This window comes from Lachnospira intestinalis (assembly GCF_040095895.1).
In the GTDB taxonomy this organism is placed as follows: domain Bacteria; phylum Bacillota; class Clostridia; order Lachnospirales; family Lachnospiraceae; genus Lachnospira; species Lachnospira intestinalis.
In genome coordinates this window covers 1-13,275 of the sequence record NZ_JBBMFS010000008.1, presented here as the reverse complement: position 1 = coordinate 13,275, position 13,275 = coordinate 1, and the positions used below count along the sequence as shown (strand labels likewise).

At 34.6% G+C, this 13,275-nt stretch carries 16 protein-coding genes; 11 read left to right on the top strand and 5 right to left on the bottom strand.

All coding sequences use genetic code 11. The features are described 5' to 3' along the window. Complete coding sequence (locus tag WMO37_RS09845) at nt 1-624, bottom strand: helix-turn-helix domain-containing protein (RefSeq protein ID WP_008396996.1); 624 nt, start codon at nt 622-624, stop codon at nt 1-3. A gap of 237 nt (nt 625-861) precedes the next feature. Between WMO37_RS09845 and WMO37_RS09840 the strand changes: the two genes are divergently transcribed. Together WMO37_RS09840 and WMO37_RS09835 are read left to right on the top strand one after the other, a co-directional pair. Continuing rightward, on the top strand, nt 862-1,095 hold the full coding sequence (locus WMO37_RS09840; protein ID WP_008396997.1) for a helix-turn-helix domain-containing protein: 234 nt from the start codon (nt 862-864) through the stop codon (nt 1,093-1,095). Between the two features lie 1,054 nt (nt 1,096-2,149). After that, complete coding sequence (locus tag WMO37_RS09835; protein ID WP_015559481.1) at nt 2,150-3,715, top strand: MobA/MobL family protein; 1,566 nt, start codon at nt 2,150-2,152, stop codon at nt 3,713-3,715. Nucleotides 3,716-3,789: 74 nt separating this feature from the next. On the opposite strand, the gene WMO37_RS09830 is transcribed toward WMO37_RS09835, so the two are convergent. The 3 genes from WMO37_RS09830 to WMO37_RS09820 are packed head-to-tail and all read right to left on the bottom strand — an operon-like array spanning nt 3,790 to nt 6,436. Further along, nucleotides 3,790-4,356 (bottom strand): accessory gene regulator B family protein, encoded by a 567-nt coding sequence (locus WMO37_RS09830; RefSeq protein ID WP_008397001.1) that lies wholly within the window; start codon nt 4,354-4,356, stop codon nt 3,790-3,792. Then, a complete protein-coding gene (locus WMO37_RS09825; RefSeq protein WP_015559482.1) occupies nt 4,353-5,087 on the bottom strand; it encodes a LytR/AlgR family response regulator transcription factor in 735 nt (244 codons plus the stop codon). Before WMO37_RS09825 ends, WMO37_RS09830 begins: the two co-directional genes overlap by 4 nt. Beyond that, nucleotides 5,084-6,436 (bottom strand): ATP-binding protein, encoded by a 1,353-nt coding sequence (locus tag WMO37_RS09820; RefSeq protein ID WP_008397004.1) that lies wholly within the window; start codon nt 6,434-6,436, stop codon nt 5,084-5,086. The genes WMO37_RS09825 and WMO37_RS09820 overlap by 4 nt, the downstream gene beginning before the upstream one ends. A gap of 337 nt (nt 6,437-6,773) precedes the next feature. On the opposite strand from WMO37_RS09820, the gene WMO37_RS09815 reads away from it, so the two are divergent. From WMO37_RS09815 to WMO37_RS09775, 9 genes are all read left to right on the top strand, one after another. Then, entirely contained in the window at nt 6,774-7,295 is a 522-nt protein-coding gene (locus WMO37_RS09815; RefSeq protein ID WP_008397006.1) for a matrixin family metalloprotease, read from the top strand. A 15-nt stretch (nt 7,296-7,310) separates the two neighbouring features. Beyond that, the gene (locus tag WMO37_RS09810) at nt 7,311-7,982 is read left to right on the top strand and encodes a hypothetical protein (RefSeq protein WP_008397007.1); all 672 of its coding nucleotides are present in this window, start codon (nt 7,311-7,313) and stop codon (nt 7,980-7,982) included. Between the two features lie 229 nt (nt 7,983-8,211). Further along, a complete protein-coding gene (locus tag WMO37_RS09805; RefSeq protein WP_015568874.1) occupies nt 8,212-8,358 on the top strand; it encodes a cyclic lactone autoinducer peptide in 147 nt (48 codons plus the stop codon). Between the two features lie 18 nt (nt 8,359-8,376). Then, entirely contained in the window at nt 8,377-8,796 is a 420-nt protein-coding gene (locus tag WMO37_RS09800) for a hypothetical protein (RefSeq protein WP_008397010.1), read from the top strand. 54 nt (nt 8,797-8,850) lie between these two features. Further along, on the top strand, nt 8,851-9,681 hold the full coding sequence (locus tag WMO37_RS09795) for an ABC transporter permease subunit (protein WP_008397012.1): 831 nt from the start codon (nt 8,851-8,853) through the stop codon (nt 9,679-9,681). Continuing rightward, a complete protein-coding gene (locus WMO37_RS09790; protein ID WP_008397014.1) occupies nt 9,668-10,468 on the top strand; it encodes a hypothetical protein in 801 nt (266 codons plus the stop codon). Before WMO37_RS09795 ends, WMO37_RS09790 begins: the two co-directional genes overlap by 14 nt. 14 nt (nt 10,469-10,482) lie before the next feature. Then, entirely contained in the window at nt 10,483-11,118 is a 636-nt protein-coding gene (locus WMO37_RS09785; protein ID WP_015559483.1) for an ABC transporter ATP-binding protein, read from the top strand. Continuing rightward, nucleotides 11,118-11,801: a hypothetical protein gene (locus WMO37_RS09780; RefSeq protein WP_008397017.1), complete on the top strand. Its 684-nt coding sequence runs from the start codon at nt 11,118-11,120 to the stop codon at nt 11,799-11,801. Before WMO37_RS09785 ends, WMO37_RS09780 begins: the two co-directional genes overlap by 1 nt. A gap of 138 nt (nt 11,802-11,939) precedes the next feature. After that, nucleotides 11,940-12,302 carry a hypothetical protein gene (locus WMO37_RS09775; RefSeq protein ID WP_008397018.1) on the top strand — a complete coding sequence of 121 codons (363 nt, stop codon included), beginning with the start codon at nt 11,940-11,942 and terminating at the stop codon, nt 12,300-12,302. A gap of 180 nt (nt 12,303-12,482) precedes the next feature. Here the strand turns inward: WMO37_RS09775 and WMO37_RS09770 are convergent, their stop codons facing one another. Beyond that, the gene (locus WMO37_RS09770) at nt 12,483-12,725 is read right to left on the bottom strand and encodes a DUF6061 family protein (protein WP_008397019.1); all 243 of its coding nucleotides are present in this window, start codon (nt 12,723-12,725) and stop codon (nt 12,483-12,485) included. Nucleotides 12,726-13,275 lie beyond the last annotated feature (550 nt).

Sequence of the window (13,275 nt, the reverse complement as noted above, 5' to 3'; positions counted from 1 at the left end):
CTATACCGAATCGGGATCTTTTTCTGATAAAAGATTGGCTAGTCGATTTTTCGCTGTCTCAGGATTCTTAGAATACAGTCTTACAATATCGCCCATATCGTTCAATGCGTTGACGGTGTGGGTGATTTCTCTAAGGAACATAATCTCATTGTATTCCTTATTGGATTCAAACCCCATTGTCTGGGCGAGCATTTTGTTATCTGTATTTCCTTTGAAATTCTTACAAGCGAACTGGAACGAATCCACGAACAGCTCGTATTCCCGTAACATCAGTAGTAGCAGGTCTTTGGAAAAATCACTTTCGGACTGTTCCATATCATAAGGGAGCTTATTCAGAATGGAAGTCATCACATCACGAATCTGTAATTCTCTTTTATCCGTAATGTCTGTTTCGTATTCGTCCGTCTCACCTTTCAGCCATTCCACAGATACATGAAGTGCATCTGCCAGACCTTCTAAGGTCATTTTCTTGGTGTTATCAATCGTTCCTGCTTCGTATCTCTGAATGGTTGAGGCTGTCACGCCCATTTTTTCAGCGACATAAGGCTGGTTCAATCCTAACTCCTGTCTACGGCTTTTTGCTCTGCTACCGATTGTCTTTCGCAATTCTTTATCTTTTAACATACTTGCGAACCTCCTTTTTCGGTATGTCATTACTATACCACATAACACGATATATTGCAATACGCAATTCTATAAAAGATGATAGAATTTCGTAAGGCTTGACATAGCGTTATAAAAGATATATACTTTAATCAGAATTGCGTAACGCAAGTTTTAAAAAAGGCTAATCCTTTCTTCAAAAAGGAACATCCTCTGATATACAAGACTTGTAATCCTACGCAGGAATGAGGTGATCGAATGACAGAATTAAAGTTTGCTCTCTCCATTGAAGAAGCTGCCGACTATACAGGTATCGGAAGAAACACTCTTAGAAATCTTGTGGAATGGGAAAAGCTGCCTATCCTTAGAGTGGGAAGAAAAATCTTAATCCGCAGGGAACGATTAGACGAGTTTCTGATTCTCAATGAGGGGAAGGATTTACGAGACAGACACGCAGTAAAAGCGGTCAAGGGAACAATGAAAAATGAATAAGGGACAGTCCTAAGACCATCCCTCTGGTATGTATCTGACTAAAAGCCATGATATACCTACACGCAAATAGATTATATCACGGACAAGTCCTCAGATACAACCAGAACTTTTGGAAAATGAGGACAAGATGGATGTGAATGGGTGCAATCGTCCACCCAGTTATAGCTTGTTGGTAGGACAAGTCCACCCAAGATGCAAAAGGTGTTATGAATAGTCCACCCAAGCCAGAAAATGAAGTGGGTGCAACCATCCACCCAAGTGAAGCCGACTGGTAGGACAAGTCCACCCAACTTACAAAAAGTGCTGTGAGAAGTCATACCAAGTGTAGCTATGAAAAAAGCTGTCCGACCTATGACAAAAAGTGTACGCTACTATGATTTTGAGTGTCCAATCTATGGGGTACATTTTCAAAGAGTTAATAGTAAAAAGCTCTATTAAAATCAAAATGTAATAAAACAATGCACTATTAAAAATGAAATTTAATAGGAACTTTTACTACCACTTCCTTGCCAGACACAGTTTAAAAGTAAGCGAAGTAACACAATGCTATTGTCAGGGCAAAAATGCTAACGAATCGTGCTATTGTTTTTTCGATTTTAATAGCAGACTTCTACTGTTTCTACGGTTTTTGCTAAAAAGTCTGAATAATAGAACAATGCTATTGTTAAGGCAAAAGTGCTAACGGATTCGTCTATTGTTTCGCTGATTTTCATAGCAATCTTCTAGCATTTCTGTTAAGAAAAGGGAGTGCCGGATACGGCACATAAAAAGTGTGCCATTAAAGGCACAAAATTAGGTGCTGAGGGAACAGTTACAGCTAAAAGTGAACTTCATAAGCAAGCCCTCGGCGTTTGAGAGCGAAATACACCCATCGCACAAAACTTCGTTTTGTACTCTGTGTATTTCGCTCTGCGAGGCTTAGCCGCCACAAGGCGGATGTGTTCGCAAGACGAGTGCCTATGCACTCGCTCACAGGGAAAGTTTACTACTCACATCTCATCTATCTTATCTGTCCTCTTTTCCAAAATCAAAACTGGGAAAGGAGGAAATCGCTATGCCAAGAAATTCATTTGTGCAGATGTCAAAGCTCCATAATGTTCGTGGAAGAATCTATTATATCTCCAGTGACAAAAAACAGGAAAATCTCTATGCGGTATATGAAACCACAGACCGAAAATTTTGGACAGAACTTGCCAAGTGCAATCAGGCAGAATTTAAGAAAAGCGGTACAGAGGGAAAATGTATCGAAGCAAGAGAATTTATCATTGCCCTGCCGGAATCCTTTGTGGATTATCCGCCAGACGGACTATTAAAATATATGACGGATAAATTCAAAAGTCGGTATGGTGTTGATTGTATTGCAGCACTCCATCATAACAAACGAAAGACGAATTATCATATCCATCTTATCTTTGCAGAACGAAATTATCTTGACGAACCGATAGAAAAGATTGCCACCAGAAATATGTTCTATGATGAGAAAGGTAATCATGTTCGTACCAAGAAAGAAATCCTAGACGAGAATGGAACTATCCGTAAAAGGTGTAAGGTGATCAAGAAAGGTGAGGTCTACGAAAGACAGATGTTTACCATCAAGGACGCTCGCTTTAAGCAGGAACATTTCTTAGATGAGGTCAAGGTATTTTATACCGATGTCATCAACGGACTTGTCAAAGATGAGAAAGAAAAGCTGTCTGCATTCAAGCGTGGGGATGTCTATCTTGCCACTAAGAAAATCGGTAAGAACAATCCAAAGGCAGATAAGATTACACTCAATAATAAGGTCATACAGGACTGGAATCGTACTGTGGATCACGCTTTGGTATCGGGGATGGAGCGAAAGGAAATCTTAAAGGTAAAGCAGGAACAGATTTCAACTCCGATTAAGGAATCCATTCACAAGTATGGCAATCATCCGGAGCTTTTGTTTATGATTATCTTTCGGGCAATCGAGCTGTTAAAAGAACTCATAAAGTTGCTGATACAGAAACAGGAACAACAGAAAGCCAGAATCTCCGACCTTATGGAGCGAAGAAATGAAAAACAAGAGAAACAACCAGCTCCATCCGTTACACAGACAGACAATCAGACAATTCCTGCTGTGACCCAACCATTCAAAGCACCTGCTACTACTACCGCAGAAAAGACCGTTATTCCGCCAAGACCAAGAATGTCTGAGCTGGCACACGATTATGAGATGCGACTTGAAGAGATTATGGAGAAACTTAAACGACAAAACAGAGCCATTCATACGCAGGAAGTGAAAAAAGACCTTATTGACGAGGATTTGAAGAACTGTACAGGATTATTCCAAGGAAAGAAACGAAAGGAATTGCAGGCACAGTCTAACAAATACGCAGAAACGATTAAGATTATGAAGCAGGGATTATCCCATATCGTGCAGGATTACAAATATCCAACGGTAGATGCGTTCCTGCAAGTCTATAAACAAGGCAAGTCCGAGTATGAATCCTATGTCAAAGCAAACAAGGAATGGAACTCCAAGTATGGAGAAAACTCAATCCATCGAAAGCTGGCAGAAAAACAGGCAGAAGTTCAGAAACGGGAACAGGACAGAGATTTTAACTATCGTTCGCCATCAGACAGAGGAGCTAGATAATCTAATTAAATTCAAAAAAGATAAAGACCATCAAATTCTTTATCTTTTTTGAATATTTATGAAAAGTCATCCTGCTATTTAAAGTGTCTCATTAGATTTTTAATTGTTTCGACTATCATAAGAATGATTACGCAGAAAAAGGAATAAAACAATGTGGTATTCATCTTCGTGTTTCCAATTTTATAAAACAGCAGAAATCCAATGCTAACAATTATCACAGAAATAAGTTTATGTATCCATTTTTGTTTGGTGGTTAAACATATTTTATGGTTACTTATAGGTGCAAATAATATACACATAAGGACAAGTATCAAATATCCTAGTACAGTTGGCTTTAAATAGATTATAGCCCACTTATCAAGACAACCGAGAAAAAAGCTGCCTAAGATACATGTTAACTGCGTTGGAGCATGGGCACCTCCGGTATAATGTCGTAACAATGAAAAGGTAATTACCCAAATTAGGGTATAGCCGAGTGTATGTGATAAAACTCCCCATACGAACAATAACACTATGGTTATAAAAGTATTCAAAAAACATTCTAAGCCATATATGTATATTTCTAATTGATCCGCAGAAACATCCTCCCCGGATAGTTCTGCTAACTTATTAGCAATAGATGTAGCCCACTTCGTAATCATTCAAAATCCCCGCTTGTATCAAATCTTGTTGTATATTTGGCAAAAGCACTTATCACGTCTTTGGAATAAGAACGTGCGATTTGTGTAGTTAGATGATTTGACAATTCAATCGTTCCTGATGTAATACGATAGATATGTGCCATATTTACAATATAAGAACGATGGGTTCGGATAAATTCACTTGGCAAATGGACAATAATCTTATTTAGGGTAGACATTTGTTCATAGCATTTGCCGTCTACGGTCAATATATCCACATAATGTAATCTGCTCGAAAATGTCAATATATCTGCATAGGGAATACTTACAATTTCCTGCTTGTTTCGGTATATGTAGGTATTATTAGATAACTCCTTCGCGATTTCATCCAAACACAGAAAAAGAGTATTTTCCTTGACGGGTTTTAGCAAGTAGTTTAAAGCTCTGACTTCATATCCTCGGAATACATATTCTCTAAAAGCTGTTAAAAATACAATAATACCTTGATAACCAGATTCACGAAGGCGTTTAGCAACCTCAATTCCATTCATTTGCCCCATTTGTATGTCAAGGAAAAATGCTGAAGCCTGTATAGTTGTGCCTTCAGAATTTTTTGAAAAATATTCTTCGCCCGATTCGTATTCGTCAATTTCAATATCCCAATCATATTGCTGCCCGTATTTTCTTATTCCATTTTTCAGCCGTTCTGATTCGATCACAGAATCTTCAAGTATGGTTATTTTCATTTTCATAGTAGTTTGTTATTCTCCTTATCCGGTATCATAATATGTACGGAAAAAATTTTGTTATCAGATGTAATCTGCAATACGCCATCTGCCTTTTCTACAAGCTCTTTTACTCGTCTTATCCCAAGTCCATGTTCTTTTCCTTGTTTAACACTCAAAATGTCTCCATCAATGCTACCTTTTATCACACCATCATAATTATTTTCAATGTGAATCAGTATCATATTCTGGTAAGGTTTAATATAAAAATAAATGTATGGATGCTCGGTTGGATCAGAGATTATAAGTCTTTCTCCTGCTTCAATGGAATTATTCCATATATTTCCAAGTATGGATGAAAGCTCAACAGAATCAAGCGGAAAATTTTCAGGAGCCATAATAGAATATTCTGTCTTAATTCCGTGTTTTTCAGCATAATCAAGTTTTGCGGTAAGTATGCAGTCAATAGCAATATTTCCCGTTGCTATGGCACTTTGCGTAGTTGCAAGAGTGTTATGGTATTGCTCTGTATATGCTATAAGTTCATCCCATTTCTTGTCTTTTGCTAATACGTTGATTGCATCCACATAAATCTGCATATCATGTTTCATTTTTCGTAATCGTTCAGTTGTCTCAGATAAGCTATTGAACTCAGTCCTTTCCAGCTCATAAATCTTTTGTTCTTCCAGTAATCGTATGTTTTCTTCTTTTGAATAACCTAGCTGGTATATGTATAGCATCAATACTAAAAATAAAATAATAAAAAACAAGTCAACCAATGATAGCCTAGCTGAAAAGGATGAATCACCAAATTTATCAACAGATTCCAAAGTCAGCCTTAATATGTAGTGCCCGATTGCAAGTCCAGAAATTGCGATGAAAATATATGCAACTTTTTGGAACGGTGAAAGAGATATGTCTTTGTTTCCAATAGAATGAAATAACAAGACAAAAACAGCTATCATTGCCAAATATAACATGGTATATGGCTTCCGTAATGTTCCACCTAATAATAGCTCCAGAGACGCTCCTTTATAAAGAGTAACGGGAATAAAGAACGAAATCTGTTCTGCAACTAAGCAAATGATGGAATACGAAAAGCCCCAAAAGATACGGCGAATTATACTATCACGATAGAACAATACTGCATATCCAATGTCCAAAACACAAGATGACATCAAAGTGCTGTAGGATGATATTCCCATTTTATTCAGCGTGCATAACACAGCAAACTGAAATGATACGAAAAGAAACATCAAAACTGCTTGATGTTTATAATTTGCTCGAATACGCAATTTTTTATGGATAAATATTATAAACAATGCCAGTTCTAAGAAATTAACAATATATTCCCATATTGAGTCAATATATAGCATAGCTACCACTTCCTTTAATCATTCTCCGTCATATTTTATCATCAATAAAGTAGGTACACAACATAATATGCTACCGTTTGTGCATAGTGAGCTACCATTCATGCATAGAGGTATTGAAAAGTATAAAGATTTTGTTATATTCAAGGTATACTACTACATCTTAAGTATTCTGAGAATCTATAATATGGAGTGGAGATGATAAGATGTCGTACTTTAGGAATATTAACAGGATATATAATGTGTACTAGTATGTGTTGCGTTTCAATTTTCATAAAGATAACCTTTAAGAATAATTGAAGATAACCGTTGTTACATGATTGAAAAGGAGTGAAGGAGTATGCATTTTAAAAAATCTGTTTTAAAAAATCATTTATTGTATAGCATTATAACTTTAATGGCTATAGCAATGCTATTTCCTATTACGGCATTTGCACAAGCTTATGTACAAACATGGGATCTTGTTGATTCTGGCAAACATCTAGACTATGACGGAAACAGCACTTACATGAGTTATATTAACACTGGGGCTGCCACATGGAATGCATATAAATCTGGAGTAATCAGAAAAGACAGTGCTTTTGTTGTAGAAGATGTATACGTAAGCGATGTCAATGCTTCGAATGGATGGGCAGGCATGACATATTCTAGTGGTAAAATTGAACTCAATACCTATTATATGAGCGGTTATAGTAATAGTAAAAAACAGAATGTAGCGACACATGAATTGGGACATGCATTAGGGTTGGATCACAGTACTTCAACAGATGTTATGGATGCAGCAATTACGGGACATACTAGTACGCAGGCATTATCTCAAAATGATAAAGATTCATATGATGCCGCATATAATAATTATTAGGGGAGGGAGAACGCTATGAAAAAATCAAGTATCTATGGTATTTTGTCTATTGTTCTTATCGTAGGAATGTTTTTTACAGGATGTGCATCCAAAAATAATGCAAGTCAACTGAATACAAATGTATCTAACTTGCCAATCCACCAGATGCACGCATCTTTTGTATATGATACTGATAACATTCGCGAAGCTGTTGGTATCTGTGATTACGTATTTGTAGCAAAGGTTGTCAGTTGCGATGGAACCGAGTATCGAAATGTTATAACGACTGAAGATGAAAAAGGAAATCCTAAGGAGGTCGGTTCGCCTTACACTAATTATACTATTCAGGTTCTCGAAAATATAAAAGGTGAACTTATTACAGATAAACCTATTCCTATTGTTAAACAAGGCGGAATTTCAGAAAAACAAGATGCTATTTATCTGTTTGAGAATGATTCACTGCCTTCCGAAAATTCCATTTATATCTTTTTGGCATATGCACAAGAGGATGGTTCGTTACTAATTTCTGGTCCAAATTCAAATGTAATGTGTAACGATTCGAATATGTATTCTATTAATTCTGTCTCAGAGGAAAAATCAGTTACAGAATACGATGAGTTTATTACATATAAAGATGCTAATGATAATGAGATTATTCCAGTTGATCGAGAGCGTTATAAATCTATATATGAGACTGACAATAATTAATCATTATTTCTGAAATATATAGATTAAAGATGGCAGGTAGGTGCTTAACCTATCTGCCATCTTTTCGGTTTTATACCTATATGTAGAACAGTTCGTGCATGTTGGGCTACCATTCGTGCATAGAGGGATTGAAAAAAATTAAATACTCTGTTATATTAAGCACATACCATGGTAAACAAATAAAGTTGTCTGTAATTGTCAGACAATTAAGGAGGGGGGGGTGAAAACGATGGACAATAAGCAAGTAAACAAGGCACCCCAGAAAAGTGCCCGTCTCGTACTTCAGGCAGTGACTGCTATTGCTCGAAGTAATGCAAATTCATTGTGCCGTGGTTTGTTGTATGAACCAAAAGTACCAACGCAGTTAAAAAAATAAGATTGGGAGGAATTGACTATGATGTTAAAAAGTTTAAAACAGAAGATTGCAAAAGTAGGTATTGGTTTGTTTTGTGCAGGATGTGTATTTCTTTCTTCAGCAGCATATTCTCAGGCGGCATCTTACACCGCTTATGCACTTAAACTGAATAAGACTAATAACTTTACCTCTATGCATGCAAAAACAACATCCGATGATTACATCACAAATGAGGTAACAGCAATTACCAATACCTCTTACGCAAATTTCTGGGCTGTCAATAACAGCAAGAGTAAAATATCTAATAAGTATAAGCAGGGTGTTGGAACAGGATCTTGTAATTTAATCTTTACCAAGAGCGGTTATAATTCTACTAACACACAGGTCGGTATGGGAATGGAAAATTATCAATCTCAATTATCAACTGCATTTGTAAGTGGAAATGTAGATTTTAGATAACAGAAGGGATGGGCATAAACCTCTTCGTGGGTTTATGCCCTTTTGGTAAAGATTATGAAAAAAATGGTTCTTATAGAAATCAAACATTGTATTGATCGTGCAGAATATAAAGTTGTTTTTATTGCTCTAATGATTTTAAATATTGCTTCGTATATTTTATGTGTAAAAAATGATATAGGAAAAAGTTATCAATTTATTCGTTCAGCAAATGAAAATTTCGTATTACAGGGCACTGAAGCGGCATATATTCCATATATAATGTATCTGTTATTGCCTGTTTATGCAACAATTATTGCATCACTTTCCTTAATAAGAGAAGAAAAAAGCAATAGTTCAATCCTACTTATTCAAAGAATCGGGAAAAAGAAATATTTAGCAGGAAAATTATTTGGCATTCTGATTGTAACCTTTTTGACAATAACAATACCAATGCTCATAAATTTATTATTATGCCACTTGACATATCCAATACATGGATATGACAGTGCTTGGGGAGAACCTGATTACGCTATAGGTTTGGTATCATATAACGCTGACAATTTTCTTGATATGGTGAGATTGCAACATCCAACTTTATATAATCTAATATACATTTTTAATTACGGAATTTTTGGCTCGGGATTAGCTATCTTAGCTTATGCTCTTTCATATTATAACAAAATGAAAGTTCTATATTTCGCAAAGATACCTGGTGCTTTGTTTATATTCTATATTGTTTTTAATTTGATTGTTTCTGTCTTTGGGCTAAATGAATTCTCTATACAAGGTTATATTATGCCTAATGTTCATGGAAATATAATAGGAGAAATTGTTCTGATATTGCTTATTTTTGGATTAAGTATTGGCATTATACAGAGAAAAATAAAAAATTATGAAGTTATATAAGAAAAAAATTTTGAATGTTAATGTTGGAAAATGCTTACTAGTATCACTTATAACATTTGTAATTAGATATTTTTATGCTAATGTGTACTTGGGGTTTCATAATAGTCTGGTTACAATAACAGAAGGAGTACGTTCACAAATATATTTTGGGGGAATACTAATAGATCATTCGTTTGACCTTATATCTTTATCATTTTTTGCGATTTTGTTTATCCTTGAGATTTGTTATCTTACAATGGACTTATTTAATGATGCAAATGATAACATGGTAATTCTACTTCCTCGTTATGGGAAAAAACACATAATTTATAAGGATATATTAATAAAAATGATATTACGTGACTGTATTGTAGTTGTTTCCGATTATTTGTTTTTTCTTTTTGTAGAGCATACCTCTAATGGCTTAGAAGATTTCAAAGTTATTTTTATGCTATTGATAGAGATTTTTCATTTGCAAATGATTAGTTATTTGTTTTCATTTTGGAAAGATTCAATTATAGGATACATCGTTGCATTTATTGTATTTTTTATTCCAGTAATGGTGTGTGGATTTTATTTTTCAATGGGAAATGTTATATGGAAAATTTGGCATTATTCCTTGCTACATATTCCTTTATTTAATTGGCATAACAAGCTTATTATATATTATGTCGAAGAAAATTACGAATGGACTACAAGCAATATAGATTTATTGAATTTTAAGTCAAGCTGTCTCATTTCAGTTATATCATCCGCTGTTTTGGTGTGGATAGGTAAATTTCTTTGCGAAAAAAAACAAATATTGTGAGGTGAATGATATCCATGAATTTATATGTAAAATCTATTTCAAAGTCAATTAAAGGTGAAAAAGTGCTTGATGATATCAGTTATACATTTGAATCTGGTAAAATATATGGAATATATGGTAAAAATGGTTCAGGTAAAACAATGCTACTCAGAGCCATTGCAGGTTTTATAAATACAGACAAAGGATACATAAAATATAATCACAAGGCATTACATAAAGATATGGATGTTTTACCAGATTTAGGAGCTGTTATTGAAAATATTTCTTTTTGGAGTATGTATTCAGGATTTGAAAATTTGAAAATGCTTTCCAATATAAAAGGAATTGTATCAGATGAAGAAATATATGAAATAATGATATACTTTGGTCTTGATCCCAAATCAAAGAAAAAAGTAAATAAATATTCATTAGGAATGCGTCAAAAACTAGCTCTTTGTCAAGCACTGATGGAACATCCAAAAATTTTGCTTTTGGATGAGCCAACTAACGCATTGGATCAGCATAGCATTGATTTATTTCGTGAACGTATATTGGAAGAAAAAAAGAATGATACCATTACTATACTGACAAGCCATAATAAAGAAGATATTGAAATATTAGCGGATGAGAAGATATGCATGGAATTTGGTAAAATTAAGGAGTTGATGTAATGAAGAAATTTGTATTAACTATCTGTGTTGTAATCATTTGTATGGTGACAGCCTTATTCTATGGAAAGACTGGGATAAAAACAACTACAGGGGTTCATGATCCTGATATTGCTTTATCAGAAAATACAGCTATGGAAATTTTCTATACAGGAGGGCAGAAAACTTCTTACTTTAACAATGAAAGTAATTACTCATTGGATGATATGGAAAAAGATTCTTCTTTAATAGCTCGTATAACTGTAACAAATTCTCGTGAAATGAGTTTACGATCAACAAAAACAATGGTAAAAATAGAGGAAATCTATAAGGATAATTCTGCTAATCTTTCAGTAGGTGACTGTATTTACATTATAGAACCTGTATCATTTGTTAGAGGTGAAGAATTTTACACTAACGGATGGCAATATCTGAAGACCGAAGATACTTATTTAATATTTTTAAAAAATCTAGGATGTATTGATGGGTATAAATACACCAAAGAGGAAGAAAATTCATTTATGCCTGTATCGGAAATATATTCAAAGAGAAATCTAACTCATGATGAAAGTTGTGTGGTTTTTGATTCGGCGGAAACTCTCTATTCAAGTATATCTATGTTTGCATTTTTGACCTCAGAAAAAACTATAGTAGATAATTATGAGAAAATATGGAAAAACATTACAAATTCAGGTAAGTATGAATGATTTAATTATTTATGAATGAATCTCTCCTATTCTATTTCCTGTGAGAAGCGTATCAATGTTAGAAATTCATGGAGATACTGAATTAAGCAATATGGAATCATTCAATCTTAAAGAAACTAAAAATGGAGATAATAGAAATTGAATAAAAAGAAATTGGCAAAGAGTGTTGTAGGCATTGCTTTAATTGTAAGTGTAGCTATACTTATCGTTGTATGTGTTGGAAAAATAAAGCACATTCAGAATAAAAAAAATATTATTGGTACATGGAAGAATGCAAATGCAGAGGAAGTGTTTACCTTTCAAGAAAATGGAGGACTTGTTGTAAACAAAGATATGCCCGAATTGGGTATTACCTGTGGCAATGCATTATATAGCATATCTTCCTCAAATATGATTTTTGTGGAACAGAGAGATAATAGCGTGAATTTTGAGATAGAAGTAGATCAAAACGAATTAACAATCTTCTTTATGGGTCATAAATATTGGGAATTAACAAAATAGCAATTGCATATAAAGCGATACTCATGATATCCATAACCATAAAATATAGAGCCGATGAATCACTCGTTATTTCGATTGTGAGTTATCGGCTCTATTTCATTATTTATGGAAGGGCTAAAGAAATATCGTATTTTATAGAAATACTTTTGACAGATTTCTTCTCATTTTTATGTTCTTTTATCAAGTGCTATACCATTCCATATTCATCGCATTCACCCAATCTTGCATTTCTGAATCAAGATACAAACGGGCATATTCTAGTGGATTGTCAATCGCCAGTGCATCCAACATTCGTTGAGAGTTAGGAGTAGTAATCAATCCATCTTCTGCCTTGCCACAGTCAATCCGAAGTATGTAGCCATTGTAATAATTGATGTCTATGATGTTGTGATATTTATTATATTCTGCATGAACGATATTCATATTGCAAAGTCCTTTCTCTTATCTGTTTCAGTTGTAGAAGCATCTTGACCAGTTCCAGCCGATTATGTGATTTATATAATGTTATTAGCTGTTACCGGATTTTGCTTCCCTTGTTTTTGCCCTTATGAGGTGTCGTAACACAAGGGAAAAGGATATAACATAAGGGAAAGTCTAAGGGAAAGCTCACTTGCCAAAACTGTAGTAAAATCAAGGCATTGCGGATTTTATCGTAACACTTTATAATACCAGTTAGGTGTTAAAGAATTGTAGGTATCAAAATTCCAATTTGAATAATGATTATTATGGTGCGGCGGGTTCTTCCGCAAACTTCCGTAGTCATCAAGATTTACCTTTTTGTAGCATCTGTAAAATCTGGAGTTCCAGAAGTGAAGATACATAAAATACGGATATCAGCGGAAGAACCAAAGGGTGCCGGTATAATCATCAAAAGAGTGTATTCTATCTGGGTATGCATGAACATGGAAGAAAACAGTTTAAGCCACATTCATCTGGTAAAAGATGATCTGGTTGGATACCATGACTGGCGTGG

Coding starts and splice junctions, on each gene's coding strand:
- WMO37_RS09845 (WP_008396996.1), bottom strand. CDS start 624: ATGTTAAAAGATAAAGAATTGCGAAAGACAATCGGTAGCAGAGCAAAA.
- WMO37_RS09840 (WP_008396997.1), top strand. CDS start 862: ATGACAGAATTAAAGTTTGCTCTCTCCATTGAAGAAGCTGCCGACTAT.
- WMO37_RS09835 (WP_015559481.1), top strand. CDS start 2,150: ATGCCAAGAAATTCATTTGTGCAGATGTCAAAGCTCCATAATGTTCGT.
- WMO37_RS09830 (WP_008397001.1), bottom strand. CDS start 4,356: ATGATTACGAAGTGGGCTACATCTATTGCTAATAAGTTAGCAGAACTA.
- WMO37_RS09825 (WP_015559482.1), bottom strand. CDS start 5,087: ATGAAAATGAAAATAACCATACTTGAAGATTCTGTGATCGAATCAGAA.
- WMO37_RS09820 (WP_008397004.1), bottom strand. CDS start 6,436: ATGCTATATATTGACTCAATATGGGAATATATTGTTAATTTCTTAGAA.
- WMO37_RS09815 (WP_008397006.1), top strand. CDS start 6,774: ATGCATTTTAAAAAATCTGTTTTAAAAAATCATTTATTGTATAGCATT.
- WMO37_RS09810 (WP_008397007.1), top strand. CDS start 7,311: ATGAAAAAATCAAGTATCTATGGTATTTTGTCTATTGTTCTTATCGTA.
- WMO37_RS09805 (WP_015568874.1), top strand. CDS start 8,212: ATGGACAATAAGCAAGTAAACAAGGCACCCCAGAAAAGTGCCCGTCTC.
- WMO37_RS09800 (WP_008397010.1), top strand. CDS start 8,377: ATGATGTTAAAAAGTTTAAAACAGAAGATTGCAAAAGTAGGTATTGGT.
- WMO37_RS09795 (WP_008397012.1), top strand. CDS start 8,851: ATGAAAAAAATGGTTCTTATAGAAATCAAACATTGTATTGATCGTGCA.
- WMO37_RS09790 (WP_008397014.1), top strand. CDS start 9,668: ATGAAGTTATATAAGAAAAAAATTTTGAATGTTAATGTTGGAAAATGC.
- WMO37_RS09785 (WP_015559483.1), top strand. CDS start 10,483: ATGAATTTATATGTAAAATCTATTTCAAAGTCAATTAAAGGTGAAAAA.
- WMO37_RS09780 (WP_008397017.1), top strand. CDS start 11,118: ATGAAGAAATTTGTATTAACTATCTGTGTTGTAATCATTTGTATGGTG.
- WMO37_RS09770 (WP_008397019.1), bottom strand. CDS start 12,725: ATGAATATCGTTCATGCAGAATATAATAAATATCACAACATCATAGAC.